Source organism: Vibrio sp. Hal054 (assembly GCF_037162405.1).
GTDB lineage: Bacteria > Pseudomonadota > Gammaproteobacteria > Enterobacterales > Vibrionaceae > Vibrio > Vibrio diazotrophicus.
On record NZ_JARLUT010000001.1, the window covers coordinates 3,056,146 to 3,078,810 of the forward strand.

Here is a 22,665-nt window from a genome sequence, read left to right on the forward strand (position 1 = left end):
ACTACACCAAAAATGGAATTCTGGAACGGTACCTTGTATATAAAAAGGCAGAAAAAACAAGGAAAGCACTTGCAATACTAAAGGTTATATATATAGTATTTTCATTTATCTGCTCTCCCAGAAGCGGACTTCTAACAATATCAACAAAGTAATAAAGAGGGTTAAAATGAACTAAAAACGCTCGTTCTCCAGCTAGCTCAGGCATCCATAAGATTGGAGTAATAAAAAACACTAACCGAAGAATATTATTAATTAACTCATACATATCTTTTATTAAAAGAACTAGCACCCCCAAGAAAACCCCAACTCCAAATCCAGCAAATATTAAAACCAACACTCCAAAAACAAACTCTACTATATTTAACTGAGGCAGACGGTCAAAAAAAAGCAGCACAAAAATAACAGATATCAGACCAAGTGAAAAATTTATAATACATTTTAAAATATGCTTAAAAACATATGATATATAACTCAACGGAACTTCTTTAATCTGACTTGCATTATTGGTAAATATACGGCAGCCATCCGTAATCATCTGTTGAATTAGTTCCCAAGTAACATAGCCAGATATTAAATAAGGAATATAATCACTAAATTCTTGCTTTAGGATTACTGAATAAAAATATCCTAAACAAACTCCAACGATAATTACATTCAAGCACCTCCAAAGCACCCCTAGCTTAGTTCCCTTATATCTTCTCTTAATCTCAATTACAGCCAATGTCGACCATAATTCTCTCTCAGTTATAGCCTTTGAAAAATCTTTAACTAATATGGAACTCACAAAATTACCTTTTCCGTTCATTAAAACTAATAAGCCAAACAAGAGCTATGCTCTAACTTCAATCCTTGTTTATCCTTTTCAGAAATTATCAAATCTAAATCTTTTTTAATGGGCCAATGAATAGCAATGCTCTGATCGTTCCACAAAATTGAATGTTCCGAGTGTGGGTTATAATAGTCTGTGCATTTATAAACAAACTCAGCTTCTTTACTAGTAACGTAGAACCCGTGAGCAAAGCCCTCTGGTATCCACAATTGCCGTTTATTTTCAGAAGATAAATATTCACCTACCCATTGACCAAATGTTGGTGAGCCTTTCCGTACATCTACCGCTACATCAAACACTTCACCAGAAACAACTCGTACCAACTTTCCTTGAGTGTTTTCTGTTTGATAATGTAACCCTCGCAAAATGCCTTTTTTAGATTTTGAATGGTTGTCTTGAACAAACTGTGTTGGTTTACCTGACACTAACTCTTCAAATTTTTTTGTTGCCAAGTTTCCATGAAAAAACCACGCTCATCACCAAAGACCGTTGGCTCTATAATTTTCACTTCTGGGATTTTCGTATCTATAACTTTCATATTTAACTACTTATAAGCTTGAATGTTTTCTAACGCAGAATTCCAATCACTAGGTTTTATGCCAAATTGATTTTCAATTTTTCTGCAATCTAGACGAGAATTCGCTGGGCGCTTAGCTGGAGTTGGGTAAGCAGATGTTGGAATAGAAGAAATTTTAGGCTGTTTAGCCAATACACCTTTACTTTCGGCTAACTGGAAAATTTTAGTAGCAAACTCAAACCAACTGGCATAGGGCATTCCTGTGAAGTGGTAAACTCCCCATTCAGGTCTTTGTCCTTGTTCAATGTATCCAACCATAGCAATAAGTGCATCAGCAATATCTCCCGCATATGTTGGGCCACCAAATTGATCACCGACTATGTTAAGATCATCTCTTGTTGGGACAAGACGTAGCATCGTCTTAACAAAATTATTACCATGCTCACCAAACACCCAAGCTGTACGTAGAATAAGATGCTTTTTACAACTCTTAGCAACTGCGATTTCACCAGCCAGTTTGCTCTGACCATACACACCTTGAGGATCTGTTTGGTCAGATTCAAGATAAGGTTTATCACCTTCACCATCAAACACGTAATCGGTTGAAATATGCAACATAACCGCACCACAATTCTCTGCTGCTTGTGCAAGGTACTGTGGACCATCACGGTTGATCGCATTAGAAAGTTCAACTTCCTGCTCCGCACGGTCAACGGCAGTGTGTGCAGCCGCATTGATAATGTAATCGGGTTTGAAATCCGCTACCGTTTTGCTCACTGCCACTGGATCAGTTATATCTAGCCCTTCGTAATCATGGGCTAGAATCTCAGCTTTGTTTTTCAAACGCTCAGTTAAGCAATGACCAACTTGACCATTGCAACCTGTGATTAAAACTCTCATTTTTTCCCCTAACTATTTGATCAACGACTGGAGGTACTGCCCATAAGCATTTTTCAGCATTGGTCTTGCAATCACTTCTAACTGTTCATTACTCAGCCAACCGTTGCGCCATGCAATTTCTTCCAAACATGCCACTTTTAAGCCTTGCACGTGCTCAATTGTTTGCACGAATGAAGAAGCTTCATGTAAGCTTTCATGAGTACCTGTATCTAGCCACGCAAAGCCGCGGCCAAGTAGTTCAACGTTTAACGTACCATCGCTTAGGTACATCTCGTTTAATGTCGTGATTTCTAGTTCACCACGAGCAGAAGGTTTTACTTGCTTAGATAACTCAACCACACGATTGTCATAGAAATACAACCCTGTTACCGCGTAGTTTGACTTAGGCTTAGCCGGCTTTTCTTCAATCGAAACAGCTTTCATGTTTGCGTCGAATTCAACCACACCAAAACGCTCTGGATCTTTCACTTGGTAACCGAATACGGTTGCACCATGATCGCGTGAAGCGGCACTCTTCAGCGTTTTACTGAATGACTGACCATAGAATATGTTGTCACCTAATACCAAGCAAACCGAATCCTTACCGATGAACTCTTCGCCGATCAGAAAAGCTTGTGCGAGACCGTCTGGGCTTGGCTGAATCTCGTATTTCAGGTTAATGCCAAAATCACTGCCATTACCTAACAGACGTTTAAAGCTTTCGTTGTCCTCAGGAGTAGTAATAATCAGAATGTCTTTGATACCCGCCAGCATTAATGTTGAAAGCGGGTAATAAATCATGGGCTTATCGTAAACAGGTAATAACTGTTTAGAAACACCACGAGTAATTGGGTATAGACGAGTACCTGAGCCACCAGCTAAAATAATTCCTTTCACGGTTATTCTCCCGCACCTAGGCGCTCACGGCTATATGAACCATCTAATACACGGCTCCACCACTCTTTGTTATACAGATACCATTCCACCGTTTTACGAATACCAGATTCGAATGTCTCTTGAGGTTTCCAACCTAGTTCACGTTCAATCTTCGTAGCATCAATCGCATAGCGAACATCGTGTCCAGGACGGTCTTTTACGTAAGTGATTAGGTCTAGGTATTGAGTAACGCCTTGTGGTTTAACAGGCACCAACTCTTCCAATAGAGTACAAATGGTTTTCACCACTTCAATGTTCGCTTTCTCGTTGTGACCACCGATGTTATAGGTTTCACCGACTTTGCCTTCAGTAACCACTTTGTACAGTGCACGAGCATGATCTTCCACAAATAGCCAATCACGGATTTGCATACCATCACCATAAACTGGTAATGCTTTGCCATCTAGTGCGTTCAGGATCATTAGAGGAATCAGTTTTTCAGGGAAGTGGAATGGACCGTAGTTATTTGAACAGTTAGTCACAATCGTTGGCAGACCATAAGTACGTAGCCACGCGCGTACTAGGTGGTCACTAGAGGCTTTCGATGCTGAATACGGTGAAGAAGGCTCATAAGAAGTTTCTTCAGTGAACAGATCGTCAGTCCCTTCTAAGTCACCATATACTTCATCAGTTGAAATATGATGGAAGCGGAATGCCGCTTTTTTATCGCTCTCAAGCGTGTTCCAATAACTACGCGCAGCTTCAAGTAAGGTATAAGTGCCAACGATATTAGTCTCAATAAACGCGGCAGGGCCATCAATCGAACGGTCAACATGCGATTCAGCCGCTAGGTGCATAACCGCATCTGGCGCATACTGCTTAAACAAGCGATCAAGTTCAGCTTGGTCACAAATATCTACTTGTTCAAATTTGTAGCGGTCACTTTGTGATACTTCAAGTAAAGACTCTAAATTGCCAGCATAAGTTAATTTATCTACGTTAATAACGCTGTCTGATGTCTGATTGATAATATGACGAATAACCGCCGAACCAATAAAACCAGCACCACCTGTCACAAGTATGTTCATCTACACATATCCACAAGAGTATTTAATCACTAATTTAATAAATTTTAGACACGCTACCGCCCTTGGTTCAAGCTGTACCAAAAGCCATACATTACTAAATTTTCCATATTTGGGGCGGAATCATACATCAAAAAGACATGAGTGGCGATTATGTATAGTAGTGTTATACCGAATCAACTTGAAGATGCAGGCTTAAGAACCTGAAAATTATCATTAATTCGAGATGCCAAAGAGCCTGCGATCTCTGGAAGAGTCACAGCAAAAAATTGGTCTATTGCCGCCTTGAAGTCCTGCTTTCTTTTGAAGTAAACGTTGTTCCTCGACTTCTCATTCATTACTTTCCATAGCCGCTCTATTGGGTTGAGGTTTGGGCTGTAAGGTGGAAGATAATGCAGTTCAATATTAAGGACAAACGCCGCATCTTTGACTAAGTCACTGCGGTGATATCCCGCACCATCTAAGATGATGTGGAGCTTGTTATTTAATGGATAACGCTCTCTGATTTGGCAGAAGAAACGGGCGATACTTTCACTGTTTATGCTCTCGTAATCATTAATGATAGTGCCGCCAATATCGGTAAGATTCAAAGCACCAATGAGGTTGAGACGACTTCGACTTCCCGTTGTTTCAACCGATTTATCTTGCCCTGTTCGTATCCAACCATGAGATATTTTGGTCGCTTGAGTTGGGTGAACGGCATCGATAAATAGAATCGACTCGTCCTTGCTACAGCTTGCCTTTAGAGCTTCATAAGCCTCTATGAATGCTAGCTGTTTTGCTTCATCAAACTTGCCCCCTCTGGCAGGATAGTTGTCACTGTTAAAATTTAACCAGTTTGGGTGGTAATGAGTGAGTTTTGAATCGCATTCCAACAGAAAGAAAAGAAGCCATATTGAAGAAGCTACTGCCTCCTTATTCAATGTCTGTAAGCCAAGTAGCAAAAGAGGAAGGTATTAGCACCGCCACCCTGTATCATTGGCGGCAGCAACTTAGACGTTCAGGAGCCGCTGTGCCAAATAGTCATACTTCATCAGAGCAGTGGTCTGCTCAAACTAAACTCGCCATTGTCGCTGAAACTTACTCGATGACGGAGAATGAACTCAGTCAGTATTGTCGCGAGAAAGGCTTGTTCCCTGAACAAGTGCAAGGTTGGCGAAGTGAGTGTATGCAAGGGTTTATGTCTGCTAAAGAGCGTGAGGCTGAAGCCAAGAAACAAGCTAAAGCTGACAAACTTGAAATTAAAGAGCTGAAAAAAGAGTTACGCTTTAAAGAAAAAGCGTTAGCGGAAACGGCGGCGCTATTGGTTCTTCGAAAAAAGCTGAGAGCCTTTTACGGGGAAGAGCCAGAGGAAGATTAACCTCAACCGATGAAAGGCAATACTTGCTCACTCTTATCCACGATGCCAAGCGAAGTGGCTGCCGTCTAGAGTACGCCTGCAATGAAGTTCAAATCGACTTGAGAACGTATCGACGCTGGTATCAGCGAGGTGAAATACGGACAGACAAAAGACCGACCTGCGTTAGACCCGTGCCTGCTAACAAGCTATCACCACAAGAGCGCAATGCGATTATTGAGGTGTGCAACCGCCCTGAATACGCAAGTTTACCACCAACTCAAATTGTCCCGACGTTGCTTGATAACGGTGAGTATATTGCTTCAGAGTCGAGCTACTATCGGGTTTTGAAAGCAGAAGGTCAGCTTCATACCCGAGGTCGTCAGCGAAGTCGACAAAGGCAGGCCAAGCCAACAAGTTATACGGCAACAGGTCCCAATCAGGTGTACACATGGGACATTACGTACTTGCCATCTGTGGTTAAGGGGCAGCACTATTACCTCTACGTGATTGAAGATATCTATAGCCGAAAAATCGTTGGCTATGATGTCTACGAATGTGAATGCGGTGAGTTAGCGTCACAGTTATTGCAGCGGACGCTGATGCGCGAGCAATGCTTTAATCAGCCACTGGTACTTCACTCGGACAATGGTGCGCCAATGAAGTCACTGACGTTCAGAGCGAAAAAGGATGAGCTTGGTATTACTTCATCATACAGTCGCCCGAGAGTCAGTGATGATAACCCGTATGTTGAGTCGCTGTTCCGCACAGTGAAGTACATGCCTAGCTGGCCAACAAAAGGCTTTGAACAGCTTTGAACAACTCGATGCAAGTCGTAGTTGGGTTGAGGCGTTCGTACGTTGGTACAACACCGAGCACAAGCACAGTAAGTTAAATTACGTTACACCATCAGAGCGTCACAGTGGTAAAGATAGCGAGATTTTAAGACGTCGTTCGGATGTGTTGTCGGTAGCAAGAGAGCGACACCCAGAGCGTTGGTCAGGCAAGATAAGGAACTGTGAACCCGTTGGTGAGGTTCATCTAAATCCAGAAAGAAAAGCCGCTTAATAACTAAGCGAATGATGACAACTACCTTGAAAAACGCCGCTTGTGTGGAACACCTTTCGGTTGCTTGTAGCTAAAACCATTATAGTGAAGCCATTTGTTCATACCAGAAACCGTGTAATCAAGTCCAAATGTCTCTTTAACGTAGGCGACAATTTGATGCGTGTGAGAATAGGTTTTCTCAGTCAAATGCTTGATTAGATGCATGGTTTGATTAGCAGAAAGCTTGCTTTGGCTTCCGCCATTTTCAGGCTTCAGTTTTTCAGACAAAACGTAGTCGCTGAGATGACGGGCAACGGTCGATTCATGAATGCGAAGAGCTTGTGAAATCATAGTCTGACTCCAGCCTTCGGAAGCCAGCAAAACAGCCTTTATACGGTCGCAAACTCGACTATCACGCTCAATGTCGTGCATTTGTTCGAGTTGTAGTTTCTGTTGAGGAGTCAGTGTAATTTTCATGGTTCGTAGCATGATCCTGATTCTATCGAAAATCAAGCATCTTCAATGATCACGGGTATAGCTTTTTTTGTGATTACAGAACTGTCTCGTTCTGAAATGAGTTTAAACATTAAGGACTAAGTATGACTACTTCACATAATCCCTACGTTAATCGCACCCAACTTGATTACACATTAGACTTTAAATTACATGTTGAAAAAGGCGACATGACTTATAAACAAGCCCAAGCTATCGATGGCATTCAAAGGCGTTCAACGGTTTTAACCTAGCTAAGAAAGTTCGGAAAACTGGGATTGGACGCAAAATCCAAGGAAGAACGCCATGCATAAAAAAACGAACCCCAATGAATTTCCAGCTCAAAAAATTAAGCTACTTGGAAAAGAGTTGGAAGATGAACGATTAAAAAATCTCTTTTTAAATGAAATCGTTGATATTCTTGACGCTGAGCACGGGACTCGCCTCAGAAAAAAGTATATCGCCAAGGAGCAAGAAGCCTTCAAAAAGAGGAAGGCCTAAGCCTAGCACGAGTCTGTAAGTTGTGCGGTCTATCGATACAAAGCGTTTATCAAAGAGAATAGCGAGCCGCTCACCGTCAGGTAGAGCTTATCCTTATCAAACAGATGGTTCTAGAACTTCTGCGCTATATACATCGAATAGGGACTAGAAAATTGTATTCCTTACTTAAAGCAAAACTTCAAGAACAAGGGTTCAAGTTAGGTAGAGATGCTCTTTTCGATTACTTACATGATGAACACCTTCTCGTTCAACCTAAGCGCAGTTTTACAAATACGACAAATAGTCACATTGGATGAAAAAACATCCTAACTTGATGTAAGACTACAAACCTCATCATCCCGAAGATGTGTTGGTGAGCGACATAACTGATGTCCAATCTGATGAAGACGTACATGATTTCTCGTTAGTGACTGACGCCTGTATTATGGACTATGAACTTAGAAATGAAATGAAAGCGATGGATGTTGTAATGGCTTTAGATATGGCGATATGAACACGACTGTATAGTTGCTCGTGTATCCATCATTCAGAACTCTGGCTTCAATATTACTCAGATGTTTACCAAGATAGATTGAAAAAGGCACAATCAAGCCATCAATGACGGATGGCCATGACTATTATCAGAATGCGTTAGCAGAAAGAGTAAACGGCATCCTGAAACAAGAATTTTTATTTTATGAGTGTAAGGATATCGTTGAGCTTAAGTAGTTGTTGGTAAAGAAATCAATCAGCATCTATAACAATATGAGACCGCACCTTAGCCTTGAGATGAGCCCCCCCCCCCCCCGAATGAGGTGCATGAAAAGCCAACAACTAACGCAGCTGGGTTAGTTTAAAACTGTCAACGTATTTTAGGACGGCACAATTTCATGAGTATCAATATCAACGGTAAGATGTTGAATAGCGCCTCTTGAAGACGTCTGAAAAGAAACCTCTACGTCCTTCGCTCAACGACTTATTCAGGTATAATATGGACAAGCCAAGGGGGACATTTACCAGTTTAAATACGGTGTCGATGAAGCCTTGTAACTCTATTAAAGATAAAGAAAAAATGCATTTCACCATGAATACTGTCGCAATAGCGAGGTCACTAAACTGCCGAGCCCCCTCTATCCTCCTTTGATTTATCGCTTCTTCGTCAATCCAAAATGTCAGCGAGCCTCGTTTAATCAGAGAGTTATTGTACTGATGTCTGTTAGTGATTTTGTAGCGGGTTTTGACATGGAATCGTCGTCAGTGAGTGAATATCACTGTTCTGCTCGTATGATTCTGATTTAGTTCACTTGAATTTGGCAACAAAGCAATCGTAACCCTACGATTGACGGTAAATACCTATGCCTAGCATTTTCAATGAAGACACAAAATGTTTAGTGAAGTAGCTAAAGCTGTTATAAAGTACCATGGTAAAGGGGAAATTGAAGCCCCCCATTCACGAGAGTTTAAGGCCATCCGGAAAATTTTAACACAAACGGACTTAAATACTCGTTAATAGCGCTTGATGGAAGTATTAGTTTAAATCGTGACTAGTAACATCACAAAATACATAGTAAAAATTAGTTAAAATAATAGTTTATAGGCGTGTGAAATATGAAGATAGCCGTAGCTGGAACAGGTTATGTGGGTCTCTCCAATGCAATGCTGTTAGCACAGCACAACGAAGTAGTTGCAGTAGATATTGTTCAAGAAAAAATCGATATGCTTAATCGTCGAGAATCTCCAATTGCTGATAAAGAAGTTCAGCAGTTCTTAAAAGATAAACAGCTCAACTTTTCAGCTACTACAAATAAAGAGATAGCATACCTTAATGCTGATTTTGTCATTATTGCAACTCCAACTGATTACGACCCAACAACAAATTACTTCAATACAACTTCTGTTGAATCAGTTGTTCGCGATGTTATGACCTTTGCTCCAAAAGCAGTTATGGTGATAAAATCAACCATACCTGTTGGTTATACAGAAAAGCTAAAACAAGAACTCAACTGTGGTAATATCATGTTTTCACCAGAATTCTTGCGTGAAGGTCGAGCATTATACGACAACCTCTATCCTTCACGAATTATCGTTGGAGAACAAAGTAAGCGCGCACGAGTTTTCGCTAGCTTATTGGTTGAAGGAGCACAAAAAAGAGATATTCCTGTCCTATTCATCAACTCAACTGAGGCAGAAGCCGTTAAATTATTCTCCAATACGTACTTAGCTATGCGTGTTGCATATTTCAATGAACTGGATTCATATGCAGAAGTTCATGGTTTAAACTGCCGTCAAATAATCGAAGGTATAGGTTTAGACCCTCGAATTGGTAATCATTATAATAACCCTTCATTTGGTTACGGTGGCTATTGTTTACCAAAGGATACTAAACAACTGCTCGCCAATTATCAAAATGTGCCTAATAATATGATAAGGGCAATTGTAGATGCTAACCGTACGCGTAAAGATTTTATTGCGGAATCTATTATAAAGCGAAATCCCAAGGTCGTCGGTATATATCGCCTTATTATGAAATCAGGATCTGATAATTTTCGTTCTTCTTCAATTCAAGGCATTATGAAACGAATCAAAGCCAAAGGTATTGAAGTTATTGTTTATGAACCTGTATTGAAAAAAGACCGCTACTTCAATTCACGTGTTCTTACTAATATAGAGGATTTTAAAAAAGAAGCTGACGTTATTGTTTCCAATCGTTTAACCGAAGAACTACAAGATATACAATATAAAGTTTATACTCGTGACATATTTGGGAATGATTAAAATAAAATTTTAAATCTTTCTGAGAAAAGCATTACATTGTTATAAAGCGGCTTCATATTATTGAATTTACTTTTCATAGAACTAATTCTTATTGAGGAACATTATGATCATCGTAACTGGCGGCGCTGGCATGATTGGCAGCAATATCGTTAAAGCACTTAACGACCAAGGTATTAACGACATTCTGGTCGTTGATCATTTAAAAAATGGTCGTAAGTTTCAAAATCTAGTCGATCTGGATATTACCGATTACATGGATCGCGATGATTTCCTGACACAAATTATGGCTGGCGACGATTTCGGTCCTATCGAAGCAATTTTCCATGAAGGAGCCTGTTCTGCCACAACTGAGTGGGACGGTAAATATATGATGCTCAACAACTATGAGTACTCTAAGGAGTTGTTGCATTACTGCTTAGATCGGGAGCTCCCTTTCCTTTACGCTTCTTCAGCGGCAACATATGGTGAAACTGATACTTTTATTGAAGAACCACAATATGAAGGTGCATTAAACGTTTACGGTTATTCAAAGCAACAGTTTGATAATTATGTTCGAAAACTTTGGGCAGATGCGGAAGTACATGGTGATAAACTTTCTCAAGTAACGGGATTCCGCTACTTCAATGTTTATGGCCCACGCGAACAACACAAAGGTTCAATGGCATCTGTTGCGTTTCATTTAAATAATCAAATGAACGCTGGTGAGAACCCTAAACTGTTTGCCGGTAGTGAGCATTTTAAACGCGATTTTGTTTATGTTGGCGACGTTGCAGCCGTAAACCTGTGGTTTATGAAGCATGGTAAATCAGGCATTTTTAACCTAGGCACAGGCAATGCAGAATCATTCAATGAGGTCGCTAAAGCAGTTATAAAGTTCCATGGTAAAGGTGAAGTGGAAACCATACCATTCCCTGACCACTTGAAAGGTGCATATCAAGAATTTACCCAAGCTGACTTAACTAAACTACGTGCCGTAGGTTGTGACCACCAGTTTAAGACTGTGGCTGAAGGCGTGGCTGAGTACATGAGTATTATCAACAAATAACCTGATTTTTAGAGCTTGCATCTACCCCGTCTAGGGTAGATGTATTTTCAAGATCATTGCAGGCTCAAATTGAGCATTCCACCTCACTCATATTTAAGTTTTTCCATGCCCAAATTGCTTACCAAAATAGAAATAACGTCTCTCTGCTTATTATTTTTCTCTCTTTTTATATCAAAAGCAGGTATCTACATTGGCTTAAGCTTATTGCTGCTAATTCAAATCTATTCCTTCGCTCGTAACAAAAGCTATAGAGAGTTAGTGTCTCGTCATCGCCTTTTGTGGGGATTTATAGGCTTATTCTGCCTTGGTATTGCTTCAACATTTTCAATGGATACAAAAGACACTATTACTTACTTTCGTAAAGCGAGCATTCTATTGGTATTTCCAACCCTTTACTTTCAACTACGAAAGAGTAATAACCTTCAGTGGGCACAAGTAAGCCTCATAGCTGGATTACTAGTCGGGCTGGGAAATTCTTTTTATGAGTTAGCTCTTGTCACCGAATGGCATGGACAAAGAATTACGAGTTTTTGGGATGTAGGCCGGTGGGCGGAGTGTCTTGGATACAGCTTAGCTATTTTAATACCTTTGATCTTCGAGCACCGCAATAGCTTCACTAAAGGTAAACGCCTACTTTACATGATTTTATCAGTCTGTTGTTTAATAGCATTAGTAATCTCAGGTGGTCGAGGCCCTCTTTTAGCTATTACCATCACCAGCACGTTATATCTTCTATTGCGTTCTCCAAAAACCTTTTTCACTATCGCTCTAAGCTTATCCGCAATTTTTTATGTCGGTAAATCTTTTCCACCAATAGAAGCAGTTCATCAGCGCATATCCAGCATTGCTGATTTACATCACAATGATTCAAATAATGCACGACTTGTTATGTGGCAGAACGGTTTTAACTTTGCTAAATACAACTTAACCAATAAGCCCAGTGAGTTTTTTTTCGGCGTCGGTATTGAACACTTTGAGTCTAAGTATCGGCTGTTCTTAGAGCAGTCGACGAATGTTCAAAAGATGATCGAACAAACAAATGGAGAAGTCTCGTTTAAGGATTTACACAATACATACTTAGATTTGTTAGTCAAAATTGGTGCAATATACGCTTTAGCCTACATAGTTATTTTAGTCTTGATGCTAAAATTCTTTCTGATGCATAAAGATCATGTAAGTGCATGGGCATACTCCGGTATTTGCTTAATCATAACGTACGGAATAACCTCTGTCTTCTATACTAGTGGGCTGGAATACCAAACGACCATATTCTTTTCCTTGGTCGCTTTATGCTATGCACGGGTTAATGTGGAATTAAAACAAAATGAATAAATATCAGTACGATGCTTCAGTCATCGTATCTTTTTACAATAATGTGGATTCATTGGCTTGTATCATCAAGGCACTAGATAATCAAAAAGAGAACTTTGAGATTATAATTGCCGATGACGGATCACGTGAAGAAAACGTGACTAAAGTGAAACAACTTATCTCGGACGCTTCAAAGCCTGTCACTCATATATGGCAAAAAGACATCGGATTTAGAAAAAATCGCATATTAAACAAAGCCGTTAGTCATAGCAGTAGCGATTACCTCATTTTTATTGACGGTGATTGCATACCGCAAAGTCACTTTGTTGCCGATCATTTATCGAATAAACAGCCAAACTCAATCCTAAATGGCCGTCGAGTCGACTTAGCAACACAGTTTAAGGAACGCCTTTACACTAGTGCATCCCCAGATAAATTTTTCAACCGCAATAAATTAAAAATTTTTAGCCTTTATTTACTTGGTCACGGTAAGAATGTGGAGAAAGGGATTCGCATCGCCCACCCTTTTTTGCTAAAAAAACTCAACACAAAGAAAAAAGGTATTGTTGGTTGTAACTTCTCTCTTCATAAACAAGATTTCTTATCGGTAAATGGCTTTGACAACCGTTACGACATACCAAGTATTGGGGAAGATACTGATATTGAGTATCGCCTCGTCAAGCAAGGTAAGCAGATAAAAAATTTATTCTATCAAGCTATTGTTCTACATGTGATCCACACTGAACTTCCTCGTTTAGGACAAGCGGAAGAATTGTTCAGACAAACTCGCGAAGGTAATCACATCGTTGCTCTTGATGGTTATCATCAGGCGGGTAGCGTAGACTAGCACTTAATAAAAGACTTGATGAGCACACTATGAATATTTTAATGGCTCTTTCCCAGTTAGAAGTAACAGGGGCAGAAGTGTATGCAACAACAGTTGGAGATGAACTAACCAAACGAGGGCATAATGTTGTCTATGTGAGTGATACTTTAACTAAACCTCATCTTGGACCATTTTTCTCTTTACGATTCAACAAGCGTAGTATTCCTCGCAGGTTCTGGCACGTCGCTTACCTTGTTTATCTAATTAGGAAAAACAATATTCAACTGGTTCACGCACATTCCAGAGCTTCCAGTTGGAGTTGTCACATCGCTTGTAAAATCACAGGCACGCCAATGGTCACAACCGTTCACGGTCGACAACCAGTTCACGCCTCGCGCAAAAGATTTCATGCGATGGGTGATAAAGCGCTTCCAGTATGCGAAGCAATAAGAGAGCAACTCCATAAAGACCTAACCGTGCCACTTGATGAAATGGTGGTAAGTCGTAATGGCATACAAACATCGCATTTCAAATGGCAGGATGCGCCCAAAAATACTAAACTTGTCATCTCAATCATTGGTCGTCTAACTGGTCCAAAAGGTGATTTATGTTACAAGCTTCTCCAAGATTGCCTAGACACTGATAAATATGATGTGCGTGTTATTACAGGTTCAGAAGTGACAGAACGTTTTACTCCGTTCACTTCAAAAGTCACTTTTCCTGGTTATACCAATGATGTTCAGCAAGTTATGGCTCAATCCGACTTAGTCATTGGTGCTGGGCGAGTAGCTATGGAAGCTTTATTATGTGGTAGACCTACGTTAGCTATTGGTGAAGCCAGCTGCATTGGACTCGTTGATAGCAACAATATTCATCAGGCTATGGCTACTAACTTTGGCGATATTGGTTCTAAAGACCTTGATATTGATTTCAGCCAAATAGCAGACATTGTTGAAGCGGCTTTAAAGACCAAACATTGTGAAACTGAAGTTAACCAACTTATCCAAGACAACTACGATCTCGCAAAGGTTGTTGATCATCTAGAAGATACTTATCAAACCGTTTATGTTGAGAAGCGCCAGCGTGAAATGCCTGTGATCATGTATCATCGATTTATTCGAGATGAGAGTGAAAAAGGCGTTCATGGCACTTACATGCATATGGATATGCTTGAGAAACACTTCAAGTTACTAAAGCGAATGGGATTTGAAACTCTGACTTTTAGTGACTTGGCGGATAAAGGACTCATCCATAGGCTCGAGTATGGGAAACGCTACACCATTCTCACTGTCGATGATGGCTATAAAGACAACCACGAATTATTGCTACCACTGCTTAAAAAATATCACTTTAAAGCGGTCATCTATGTTGTGACTGGAGAAAAGTTCAATCGCTGGGACGTTGAAGTGCCAGAGAATCCAGAGAAGTCCGTTCCACTAATGTCTGCTGAACAACTGAAAGAGCTGCACAGTTCAGGTTTGGTCGAGATAGGTGGCCATACGATGACTCATCCTCGGCTGAGCACACTTTCAGAAGCAGAACAGAGAACACAAATAGAAACGAACAAACAAGAGCTAGAAGAACTTCTACAAACTAAGTTATGCTCTTTTGCATATCCATACGGTGACCATAACCAGTGTTCTAAGGATATAGCTCAACAAGCTGGGTATCAATTTGCTGTTGCGACTAATAGCGGCCCATTAGCTATCCATCAAGATAAGTATCAAATTCGCCGTATTGCTATCTTCCCGAAGACAGACGTATTTGGTTTATGGCGTAAAATTCGTGGCAATTATACCTTTAGAAAAGTCAAAAAGTAGCAGTTCACTTATTTACCATATATACATTCAATGTGAAAAACACTATGAAAATTCTGATTATTGGTCCTTCTTGGGTTGGTGATATGGTTATGTCACAAAGCCTATACACAACTTTAAGAGAGCTGCACCCTGCGGCACAGATCGATGTGCTCGCTCCTGCTTGGTGTAAACCGATACTTGAGCGTATGCCTGAGGTAAATAAAGCGATAGAAATGCCTATCGGCCACGGCTCTTTTAACCTCGCAGGACGTTGGGCACTAGGCAGAGAACTAAAACGTCAGAAATATACTCATGCCTTTATACTGCCTAATTCAGCAAAATCGGCGTTAATCCCTTTGTTTGCAGGGGTCCCAACTCGCACAGGTTGGAAAGGTGAAATGAGATATGGTCTTATCAATGACCTACGACCAGATAAACGCGTTTTTCAATACATGGTCGAGCGCTATGTCGCACTTGCTTACCCTAAACAGACCATGCTTGAACAGGTAAAGCTTGAACACTGTCCGAAACCAAAGCTGACTGTTGATAAAAATGCTCAACAACTTACGCTTGAAAAACTTTCGCTAGATCTAGAACGACCAGTTGTAGGCTTATGCCCTGGTGCTGAATTTGGCCCAGCGAAACGTTGGCCAGATACTTACTATGCAGAAGTTGCTCATCAACTTATAGAAAAAGGCCAACAAGTTTGGCTATTTGGTGGAGCTAAGGATAGAGAAGTCACAGATTCTATTCGTCAACAACTGCCTTCTGAGTTCCAGCAGTACTGCAAGAACTTAGCAGGTCAAACATCACTTATTGAAGCTGTAGATATGCTAGCAGCATGCCATACAGTGGTAAGTAACGATTCAGGGCTAATGCATGTGTCTGCCGCTGTAGGATGCAATATTGTTGCAGTATATGGTTCTAGCTCTCCTAAATATACACCACCACTATCAAATAACGTTGAAATTGTTCATACAGACATCAGTTGTAGACCATGCTTTAAGCGCGAATGTCCTTTGCAACATTTAGACTGTTTAAATAAGCTTTCACCTGAAACCGTTATGCATGCTATTAACAAGTTTCTTTGCTAGTTATATCATGGTCAGCATTAACACTATAAAACGTCAGAATTATTTTTAATAAGGGACATTATGAGTCACTTACCAGTAATGGTTGTTAACCGTTCAGTTAGACTAATCGGCAATATATTCAAAGTATTGTCATACCCATTTCACTTTGTATTACCTAAAGTGCGCTTCACTATCCCAGAATATTCACCAGCCAAACTCAAAGGCTCCAATGATAGCGGAGTCACTAAAGTTATATGGCAAACAAACTACTCCAACCGTAGTACTCTGCCTGTCTATCTGAATTATTTGTTTAATCGCTTAATGTCGTTAAGTTATGACTATCGATATGTTAGTACTGAGGCAAGAGAGGAATATTTGAAAAATAATGCTCCAAAAGAAGTCTATGAAGCATACCTGAAGCTAACGGACGGAGCTGCTCAAGCCGATTTATGGCGTGTGACCACCTTGTATAAAGAAGGTGGTATCTATATGGATATCGATGCGACTTTGGTTTGGCCATTAAGCAAACTGCTTAAGGGAGTAGAAGACGCTTTATACATAAAGATTAAAAATGATACTGAAATTACCAATTACTTCTTAGCGACAGCACCCAACAACCCACACTTTAAAAAAGTCATGGATGCGATTGTGTACAACATCCATAACTATGACCCAAAGGTTGGTGTTTATGGTACAACGGGTCCAAAAGTATTTAACGATATGCTGGCAGATCAACCAATCAAATCTAAACGTCGCAGACACGTATGTATTCAGGGCACCTTTACTAACGAGTACTTTCAGTATTTAGATAAGCCCCGTGGAAAATGGACCCATCAGGATCCAAATAAGCTTATCAAGTAATAACGAGGTACGCTGTGTTTATTCGTTGGCTATATACGCTGATATTGGTAATCGCTTCACCTTTCTTGATCTGGGGCTTATATAAAAAGCAACCAGGGAAACCAAGTGTGGGTAGCCGCTGGAAAGAACATTTTGGCTTCACTCCACCACTCCCAAGTAATAGCAAAAGTCAGTTGATATGGGTTCATGCAGTTTCAGTCGGGGAAACATTAGCGGTAGCTCCACTACTCAAACGGCTAAAACTACACTATCCTCAGTACGAGATTGTAATTACTACCACAACACCAACAGGTGCAGAGCAGGCAGAAAAACTTGAAGGGATAGCTCATCATCGCTATATGCCGTTCGACTTCCCGTTTGCCATTCGTGGTTTTATAAATGCTATAAAGCCTAGCCAGCTACTCATTATGGAAACTGAGCTTTGGCCCAATACGCTGCATACAGTTGCGAAAGCGGACATTCCTATTACCGTAATTAATGCACGTCTGTCAGAACGTTCTTGCCAGCGCTACGCTAAAGTACAGCCAGTATTTGACATGCTAGCCAAGAATTTAACTCAAGTTCTGTGCCAATACCCTGATGATGCTGAACGTTTTATTAGACTGGGAGTAGCAAAAGAAAAAGTTTCTGTCACTGGCTCAATTAAGTTTGATATTGATATTAACGAACAAATCAATCAAAACGGGCAAACATTGCGAAGACAACTGGGGACTCAGCGCCCCATATGGATTGCTGCCAGTACTCACCCTGGGGAAGATGAGCAAATATTAGCAGCACATAAAAAAATATTGGTTCAGCACTCAGATGCCTTATTGATTTTAGTTCCTCGCCACCCGGAACGTTTTAATGCAATGTTTAAATTGGCTCAAAAACAATTTGTCACCGTACGAAGAACCGAGAGTGGCGACAAAATTATTGATGCCTCCGTACAAGTCTATTTGGGTGATACTATGGGTGAAATGTTAACCCTAATAAGTGCAGCAGATATCTGTTTTATGGGTGGTAGCTTGCTTGGCGACAAAGTCGGAGGACATAATCTTCTTGAGCCTGCGGCACTGGCTAAGCCAATTCTAACTGGTCCAAGCTTTTTTAATTTTAAAGATATTACAGACTCATTAATCGAAAATGGCTCTACCTGTATCTGTCACTCAAGTGACGAACTTAAAAAAATGATAATTCTAATGTTTTCTACTCCTGAACTTATTAAGAACCGGGGACAGAACGCAATAGAGATTGTTAATAGCAACAAAGGGGCATTACAAAAAACTCTTACTACGCTCAAACTGTAACAATAATATATATTTACTTTCAGTTGAAAGTAAATATATGAAAGACCTATCAGCTTTGCTCAGCCCCATATAAGTTGTATAATTTACCGTCTCACCGAAACTTAAGTACAGGTCTTTAAGGTAGCTTTCCACCACATGGATATTAATAAAAAAATTCAAGCTGCGTCTCACTCAGGGGCTAAATTGCAGGTCGTCCAGCATGATCATGAATATTTAGTAAAAAAGTCAATATCATCGGCGATTAATAAAAACTATCTCGGCATCCAGAAACAATTAGCGTTTAAACCTCAAAATACCCCATCTTTTGACATTCAGGCAATTCCTGTTCTATCTGTTGATAAATCAGAACAAAAACTAACAGTGACGATGCCTTACATTGAGGGACTCGGTGGTGAACGAGTTGCCTATCGAGGTTCTAAAACGGTTGCTAAAAACTTAAAAATTGCACTCAATTTTTACTTAATCAACAGTATCGCTACAAGTGAAGATGGTTGTTATCCCATTTCTCAAGTCCATGAAAAAATAGCTAGCATAAAAAGCAATCTAGATGATAACAAATCATTATACCCTCTTTTAGAACAGCAAATTGAGCAGTTTAAAAACTTTTGTCACAAAGATCTTCACATGCCATTAGGGGAGTGTCATGGGGATCTGACTCTAGCAAATTTCAAAATTACAGAGGAAAATCAGCTCTATTTATTCGATTTTCTTAGTTGCGAAATTAACAGCCCTCTGCAAGACGCAGCAAAAATCATCCAAGATTTTGATTATGGATGGAGCTTTAGAAAAGAAAAAGAGAGTATTCGTATTAAATGTGAAATATTCTGCGAATACGCCTATCCTTCATTTTTAAAGACATTAGAGCGCCTTTTTTGGTATGAAATGCGAGTCATAGAGACGTTGACTCTACTGCGCATCGCTCCTTATATAGACGACCAAGACCAAGTAACTATCAATTGGTTTAATCGTGTAATGAACAAATCAATGAATAAAATAACAGGATAATTATGTTTACGTTAATTCTTCCGGTAGCCGGTCGTTCTTCACGTTTCCCAAATATGAGACCAAAATGGTTATTAACCATGCCAGACGGTCAACTTATGATCGAGAAATCAGTCGGTAGAATTGATTTATCGGTATTTGATAAAGTCGTTATTGTCTGCCTTCAAGAGCATTTAGAAAAATACACTACTGCTGAAATGGTTGTTGAGAGCTTTGAACGAAGCACCTCAATTGTCCCTGAACTTGTTATTTTAGATGAACCAACCTCATCACAATCGGACACCATCTATCAAGCAATCAAACAGGGCAACATTGAAGGTTCCATTTTTATCAAAGATTGCGATAACGAATTTTCATGCCAACCAGAAGCAATCAACAGCGTAATGGCTATTGATTTAAACGAAATTGAACTAGTTGACGCTAAAAACAAAAGTTATATTGAAGTGGACTCGCTTGGCGTTATATCTAATATCGTAGAAAAAGAAGTCATTAGTAACTTTTTCTGTTGCGGAGGCTACAGTTTTGCTTCTGCTGATGAGTTCTGTAATGTCTTCGAATCAATTGCGTCAGACAAAGAAGTGTATATCTCTCATGTGATTTATAAGATGCTAATGTCAAACGAAGAGTTTGTTAAAAAATCGGCTTCGGAATACACCGACTGGGGAACTTTACGCGAGTACCGTCACTACTGTAAAAAGTACATTACAGTGTTCTGTGATGTTGATGGTGTATTGCTAAAAAATGGCAGCAAGTTCGCGAAAAACGGATGGAAAACAAGTGGCCTTGAATCGAACCTTAAAAAAATCAGCGAACTGCAAAAAGATGGTGGTTTATTTTTAGTCTTAACATCCTCACGTCCTGAAAGTGAAATTGATTATACTGTTGCAGAGCTAAATAAATTTGGAGTCCGAGTTGACCGTTGCCTATTTGGTTTACCTCATACCCGTCGTTACTTAATTAATGACTACTCTGCGACAAATCCTTACCCATCAGCCATAGCTATCAATCTTGAACGCGATAGAGAAACACTGAGCAACTTGTTCGATGATTAATCGATATTCAGGGAGACTCCCCAAGTAATTAACATAAACACATTGCGAAACAACATGAAGATAGAAGATAAAGAAATTACATTTGTGGTTCAGGGACCAGTACAAACCTCAAATAATCGTGAGCAGATAACAGGAATAACTGTTCAATGCCTAACATCAATTAGACAATATTTCCCAGGCTCTAAAATTATTCTGTCGACATGGAAAGGGCAGGATTTAACTGGCCTTGATTATGACCAGGTTATCGAATTGGATGACCCAGGTCCAAATACCGTCTACCAAGATGGCGAGCCATTAGTATTAAATAATAATCGCCAGATATACAGTGCTCATATGGGATTAAAAGCTGTTCAAACCCAATATGCTGTCAAATTGAGAACGGATAATAAACTGGCTGGTAGAGGTTTTGTTGAACTTTATCAGCAATACGAGCAAGAACCACGCAACAAAGATTTCCGACTACTAAATTCCCGTGTTGTCACCAGCAGTACTTTTTTCATCACGGCCCATGCTGGAACACCCGTCTATTTTCATAAAAGTGATCTGTTTGATTTTGGGGAAACTCAAGACCTGCTCAAAATATGGAATGGCGAATTCATACCTGAAGTCAATTTTCATAAAAAGCCGGGATATAAATCTCGCTACCCAGCAACGGAACAAGTGCTTTGTCTAAGTTGGCTTTCTCGTTTATTAGGGAAAAGCTACCACATCAATACAAAAGCTGGTGATGATGCAGGATTAGGAAAAGATTTTTGGCAGAACTGTATTGCTAACAACCTAATCGTAGATACCCCGGAAAACATTGGCTTAGACGTCACGGAACGATTTTATAAGCGTGGTAATTTATCTCTAGAGTTTGATTTGGCTGATTGGAAATACATTGCGGGACTAGATAAAAAGCCTTGTGATAAGAAGCGATTAGAAAGAAGTTTTAAAAAATGGCAAAGCCATATGCTTAAAAGGTTTACAAAATAGGATTGGTGTTTGTGCAGAATAGAAAATTCATCTTATCATTTTCCCAGCGTAGACTGCTTAAAGAGTTGAATATAAAACTTTCAGCCAGACATTACTGGGGGAAAATATCTGCTTGTGAAAAACCAATCACGATTGAAGAATCCTGTTCGTTTCCAAAATCTAAGTACATTTGGTCTATGGGAAGTTTTTCTTATTCACATTCAGTACTACCCAACTATACGAATGTTGGGCGCTATACATCCATCGCTAAAGGTGTAGAAGTAATGGGATTACAGCATCCTATAGAACGAATTACTACTAGTCCTATTACCTATTGCGATCTGTTTCGCGTAAATTCTGGGCAAGTTAAAACTTACTCTTACCCTGAAGCAGGCACACTAAATATAGGAAATGATGTATGGATAGGTCAAAATGTTACACTCAAACCGGGTATAACCATTGGTGACGGAGCCATCATTGCTGCTAATGCTGTCGTGACTAAAGATATAGAGCCTTACACTATTGTCGGTGGCGTTCCAGCGAAACTCATACGATACCGGTTCAATGATCCACTAATTGCTAAATTAAGAAAGACCAAATGGTGGCAATACAGCTACCTAGACTTTGGTGATATTGCTATCAATCAAGATGCAGACGACTTTATTAATGCGCTTAACGATAAAATAGCAGAAAGCAAAATCAAACAATTTACGCCAAAAAGTATAGTCTTGTAGATAACTTCCCCAGCAACCAAACAATCTGGGGAAGCGTATAACCTGCTAACTATTTACCATTCACTCTACTAAACCAAATAGCTTCAAGTGCTCTTGCGCCATCGGCATTTAAATGATTATTATCTTCATAAAGTGGCACATCATTTACCTTGCTTCGACATAACCTCTCATCACACAGAACGTCCATAACTGATATAAACTGCACCTCTGGGAAGTCAGATTTAAGAGTAGCAAAAAGCTGATTTACAAAGGCAAAGCGCTTAGCGACACTTTTACGATCAATATCACATGGCACGTCTTGCATCCAACTATAGAGCTCTTTCTTAAACCAACAATTACTCGGTGCGTATTTCGGAGCATTCCGAACAGCCATTTCCCCCTGTGTCAGCATAGTTGTCGTCTT

The 22,665-nt window shown here is 39.9% G+C and carries 17 protein-coding genes and 6 pseudogenes; 14 read left to right on the forward strand and 9 right to left on the reverse strand.

Features of this window, described 5'->3' with window-relative positions; translation table 11 throughout:
• Position 1: 1 nt before the first annotated feature.
• The 6 genes and pseudogenes from P4S58_RS14260 to P4S58_RS14285 form a co-directional block, all read right to left on the reverse strand.
• Positions 2-784 carry an ABC transporter permease gene (locus P4S58_RS14260; RefSeq protein ID WP_337164339.1) on the reverse strand — a complete coding sequence of 261 codons (783 nt, stop codon included), beginning with the start codon at positions 782-784 and terminating at the stop codon, positions 2-4.
• A 26-nt stretch (positions 785-810) separates the two neighbouring features.
• Positions 811-1,367 (reverse strand): annotated as a pseudogene (gene rfbC, locus P4S58_RS14265) (dTDP-4-dehydrorhamnose 3,5-epimerase).
• 6 nt (positions 1,368-1,373) lie between these two features.
• Positions 1,374-2,246 (reverse strand): dTDP-4-dehydrorhamnose reductase, encoded by an 873-nt coding sequence (gene rfbD, locus P4S58_RS14270; RefSeq protein WP_238097026.1) that lies wholly within the window; start codon positions 2,244-2,246, stop codon positions 1,374-1,376.
• Positions 2,247-2,258: 12 nt separating this feature from the next.
• Positions 2,259-3,122, reverse strand: a complete 864-nt coding sequence (gene rfbA, locus P4S58_RS14275; RefSeq protein WP_238097027.1) for a glucose-1-phosphate thymidylyltransferase RfbA — start codon at positions 3,120-3,122, stop codon at positions 2,259-2,261.
• Positions 3,123-3,124: 2 nt separating this feature from the next.
• The gene (rffG, locus tag P4S58_RS14280; RefSeq protein ID WP_238097028.1) at positions 3,125-4,189 is read right to left on the reverse strand and encodes a dTDP-glucose 4,6-dehydratase; all 1,065 of its coding nucleotides are present in this window, start codon (positions 4,187-4,189) and stop codon (positions 3,125-3,127) included.
• A gap of 173 nt (positions 4,190-4,362) precedes the next feature.
• A pseudogene (locus P4S58_RS14285) lies at positions 4,363-4,980 on the reverse strand (IS630 family transposase); the annotation flags it as partial.
• A gap of 65 nt (positions 4,981-5,045) precedes the next feature.
• Between P4S58_RS14285 and P4S58_RS14290 the strand changes: the two are divergent.
• Positions 5,046-6,590: pseudogene (locus P4S58_RS14290) on the forward strand (IS3 family transposase).
• Positions 6,591-6,629: 39 nt separating this feature from the next.
• Here P4S58_RS14290 and P4S58_RS14295 read toward each other — a convergent pair.
• Positions 6,630-7,046 (reverse strand): annotated as a pseudogene (locus P4S58_RS14295) (winged helix-turn-helix domain-containing protein); the annotation flags it as partial.
• Positions 7,047-7,168: 122 nt separating this feature from the next.
• Between P4S58_RS14295 and P4S58_RS23705 the strand changes: the two are divergent.
• Positions 7,169-8,393: pseudogene (locus P4S58_RS23705) on the forward strand (IS3 family transposase).
• Positions 8,394-8,443: 50 nt separating this feature from the next.
• Here the strand turns inward: P4S58_RS23705 and P4S58_RS14315 are convergent.
• A pseudogene (locus P4S58_RS14315) lies at positions 8,444-8,765 on the reverse strand (transposase); the annotation flags it as partial.
• A 384-nt stretch (positions 8,766-9,149) separates the two neighbouring features.
• Here P4S58_RS14315 and P4S58_RS14320 point away from each other — a divergent pair.
• The 12 genes from P4S58_RS14320 (at position 9,150) to P4S58_RS14375 (ending at position 22,262) form a co-directional block, all read left to right on the forward strand.
• A complete protein-coding gene (locus P4S58_RS14320; RefSeq protein ID WP_337164344.1) occupies positions 9,150-10,316 on the forward strand; it encodes a nucleotide sugar dehydrogenase in 1,167 nt (388 codons plus the stop codon).
• 103 nt (positions 10,317-10,419) lie between these two features.
• The gene (gene rfaD / locus P4S58_RS14325; protein WP_337164346.1) at positions 10,420-11,361 is read left to right on the forward strand and encodes an ADP-glyceromanno-heptose 6-epimerase; all 942 of its coding nucleotides are present in this window, start codon (positions 10,420-10,422) and stop codon (positions 11,359-11,361) included.
• Positions 11,362-11,619: 258 nt separating this feature from the next.
• Complete coding sequence (locus tag P4S58_RS14330) at positions 11,620-12,693, forward strand: O-antigen ligase family protein (RefSeq protein WP_337164348.1); 1,074 nt, start codon at positions 11,620-11,622, stop codon at positions 12,691-12,693.
• Complete coding sequence (locus P4S58_RS14335; RefSeq protein ID WP_337164349.1) at positions 12,686-13,519, forward strand: glycosyltransferase; 834 nt, start codon at positions 12,686-12,688, stop codon at positions 13,517-13,519. The genes P4S58_RS14330 and P4S58_RS14335 overlap by 8 nt, the downstream gene beginning before the upstream one ends.
• Positions 13,520-13,548: 29 nt before the next feature.
• The gene (locus P4S58_RS14340; RefSeq protein WP_337164351.1) at positions 13,549-15,318 is read left to right on the forward strand and encodes a polysaccharide deacetylase family protein; all 1,770 of its coding nucleotides are present in this window, start codon (positions 13,549-13,551) and stop codon (positions 15,316-15,318) included.
• Between the two features lie 44 nt (positions 15,319-15,362).
• Positions 15,363-16,391: a lipopolysaccharide heptosyltransferase II gene (gene waaF, locus P4S58_RS14345; protein ID WP_337164352.1), complete on the forward strand. Its 1,029-nt coding sequence runs from the start codon at positions 15,363-15,365 to the stop codon at positions 16,389-16,391.
• A gap of 60 nt (positions 16,392-16,451) precedes the next feature.
• Positions 16,452-17,231, forward strand: a complete 780-nt coding sequence (locus P4S58_RS14350; RefSeq protein ID WP_337164353.1) for a glycosyltransferase family 32 protein — start codon at positions 16,452-16,454, stop codon at positions 17,229-17,231.
• Positions 17,232-17,245: 14 nt separating this feature from the next.
• Entirely contained in the window at positions 17,246-18,520 is a 1,275-nt protein-coding gene (waaA, locus tag P4S58_RS14355; protein ID WP_337164354.1) for a lipid IV(A) 3-deoxy-D-manno-octulosonic acid transferase, read from the forward strand.
• A gap of 135 nt (positions 18,521-18,655) precedes the next feature.
• Complete coding sequence (locus P4S58_RS14360) at positions 18,656-19,525, forward strand: phosphotransferase family protein (protein WP_337164355.1); 870 nt, start codon at positions 18,656-18,658, stop codon at positions 19,523-19,525.
• Positions 19,526-19,527: 2 nt separating this feature from the next.
• Positions 19,528-20,574 carry a hypothetical protein gene (locus tag P4S58_RS14365; protein WP_337164356.1) on the forward strand — a complete coding sequence of 349 codons (1,047 nt, stop codon included), beginning with the start codon at positions 19,528-19,530 and terminating at the stop codon, positions 20,572-20,574.
• Positions 20,575-20,628: 54 nt separating this feature from the next.
• Positions 20,629-21,549 (forward strand): WavE lipopolysaccharide synthesis family protein, encoded by a 921-nt coding sequence (locus P4S58_RS14370; protein ID WP_337164357.1) that lies wholly within the window; start codon positions 20,629-20,631, stop codon positions 21,547-21,549.
• Positions 21,550-21,560: 11 nt separating this feature from the next.
• The gene (locus P4S58_RS14375; protein WP_337164358.1) at positions 21,561-22,262 is read left to right on the forward strand and encodes a CatB-related O-acetyltransferase; all 702 of its coding nucleotides are present in this window, start codon (positions 21,561-21,563) and stop codon (positions 22,260-22,262) included.
• 49 nt (positions 22,263-22,311) lie between these two features.
• Here P4S58_RS14375 and P4S58_RS14380 read toward each other — a convergent pair whose 3' ends face one another.
• A complete protein-coding gene (locus tag P4S58_RS14380; protein WP_337164359.1) occupies positions 22,312-22,653 on the reverse strand; it encodes an SGNH hydrolase domain-containing protein in 342 nt (113 codons plus the stop codon).
• Between the last annotated feature and the right edge of the window lie 12 nt (positions 22,654-22,665).

Bases quoted from the DNA above. Each gene is read 5' to 3' on its own strand.
- rfbD (WP_238097026.1), bottom strand. From the start codon at position 2,246: ATGAGAGTTTTAATCACAGGTTGCAATGGTCAAGTTGGTCATTGCTTA.
- rffG (WP_238097028.1), bottom strand. From the start codon at position 4,189: ATGAACATACTTGTGACAGGTGGTGCTGGTTTTATTGGTTCGGCGGTT.
- P4S58_RS14320 (WP_337164344.1), top strand. From the start codon at position 9,150: ATGAAGATAGCCGTAGCTGGAACAGGTTATGTGGGTCTCTCCAATGCA.
- rfaD (WP_337164346.1), top strand. From the start codon at position 10,420: ATGATCATCGTAACTGGCGGCGCTGGCATGATTGGCAGCAATATCGTT.
- P4S58_RS14335 (WP_337164349.1), top strand. From the start codon at position 12,686: ATGAATAAATATCAGTACGATGCTTCAGTCATCGTATCTTTTTACAAT.
- P4S58_RS14340 (WP_337164351.1), top strand. From the start codon at position 13,549: ATGAATATTTTAATGGCTCTTTCCCAGTTAGAAGTAACAGGGGCAGAA.
- waaF (WP_337164352.1), top strand. From the start codon at position 15,363: ATGAAAATTCTGATTATTGGTCCTTCTTGGGTTGGTGATATGGTTATG.
- P4S58_RS14350 (WP_337164353.1), top strand. From the start codon at position 16,452: ATGAGTCACTTACCAGTAATGGTTGTTAACCGTTCAGTTAGACTAATC.
- P4S58_RS14360 (WP_337164355.1), top strand. From the start codon at position 18,656: ATGGATATTAATAAAAAAATTCAAGCTGCGTCTCACTCAGGGGCTAAA.
- P4S58_RS14365 (WP_337164356.1), top strand. From the start codon at position 19,528: ATGTTTACGTTAATTCTTCCGGTAGCCGGTCGTTCTTCACGTTTCCCA.
- P4S58_RS14370 (WP_337164357.1), top strand. From the start codon at position 20,629: ATGAAGATAGAAGATAAAGAAATTACATTTGTGGTTCAGGGACCAGTA.
- P4S58_RS14380 (WP_337164359.1), bottom strand. From the start codon at position 22,653: ATGCTGACACAGGGGGAAATGGCTGTTCGGAATGCTCCGAAATACGCA.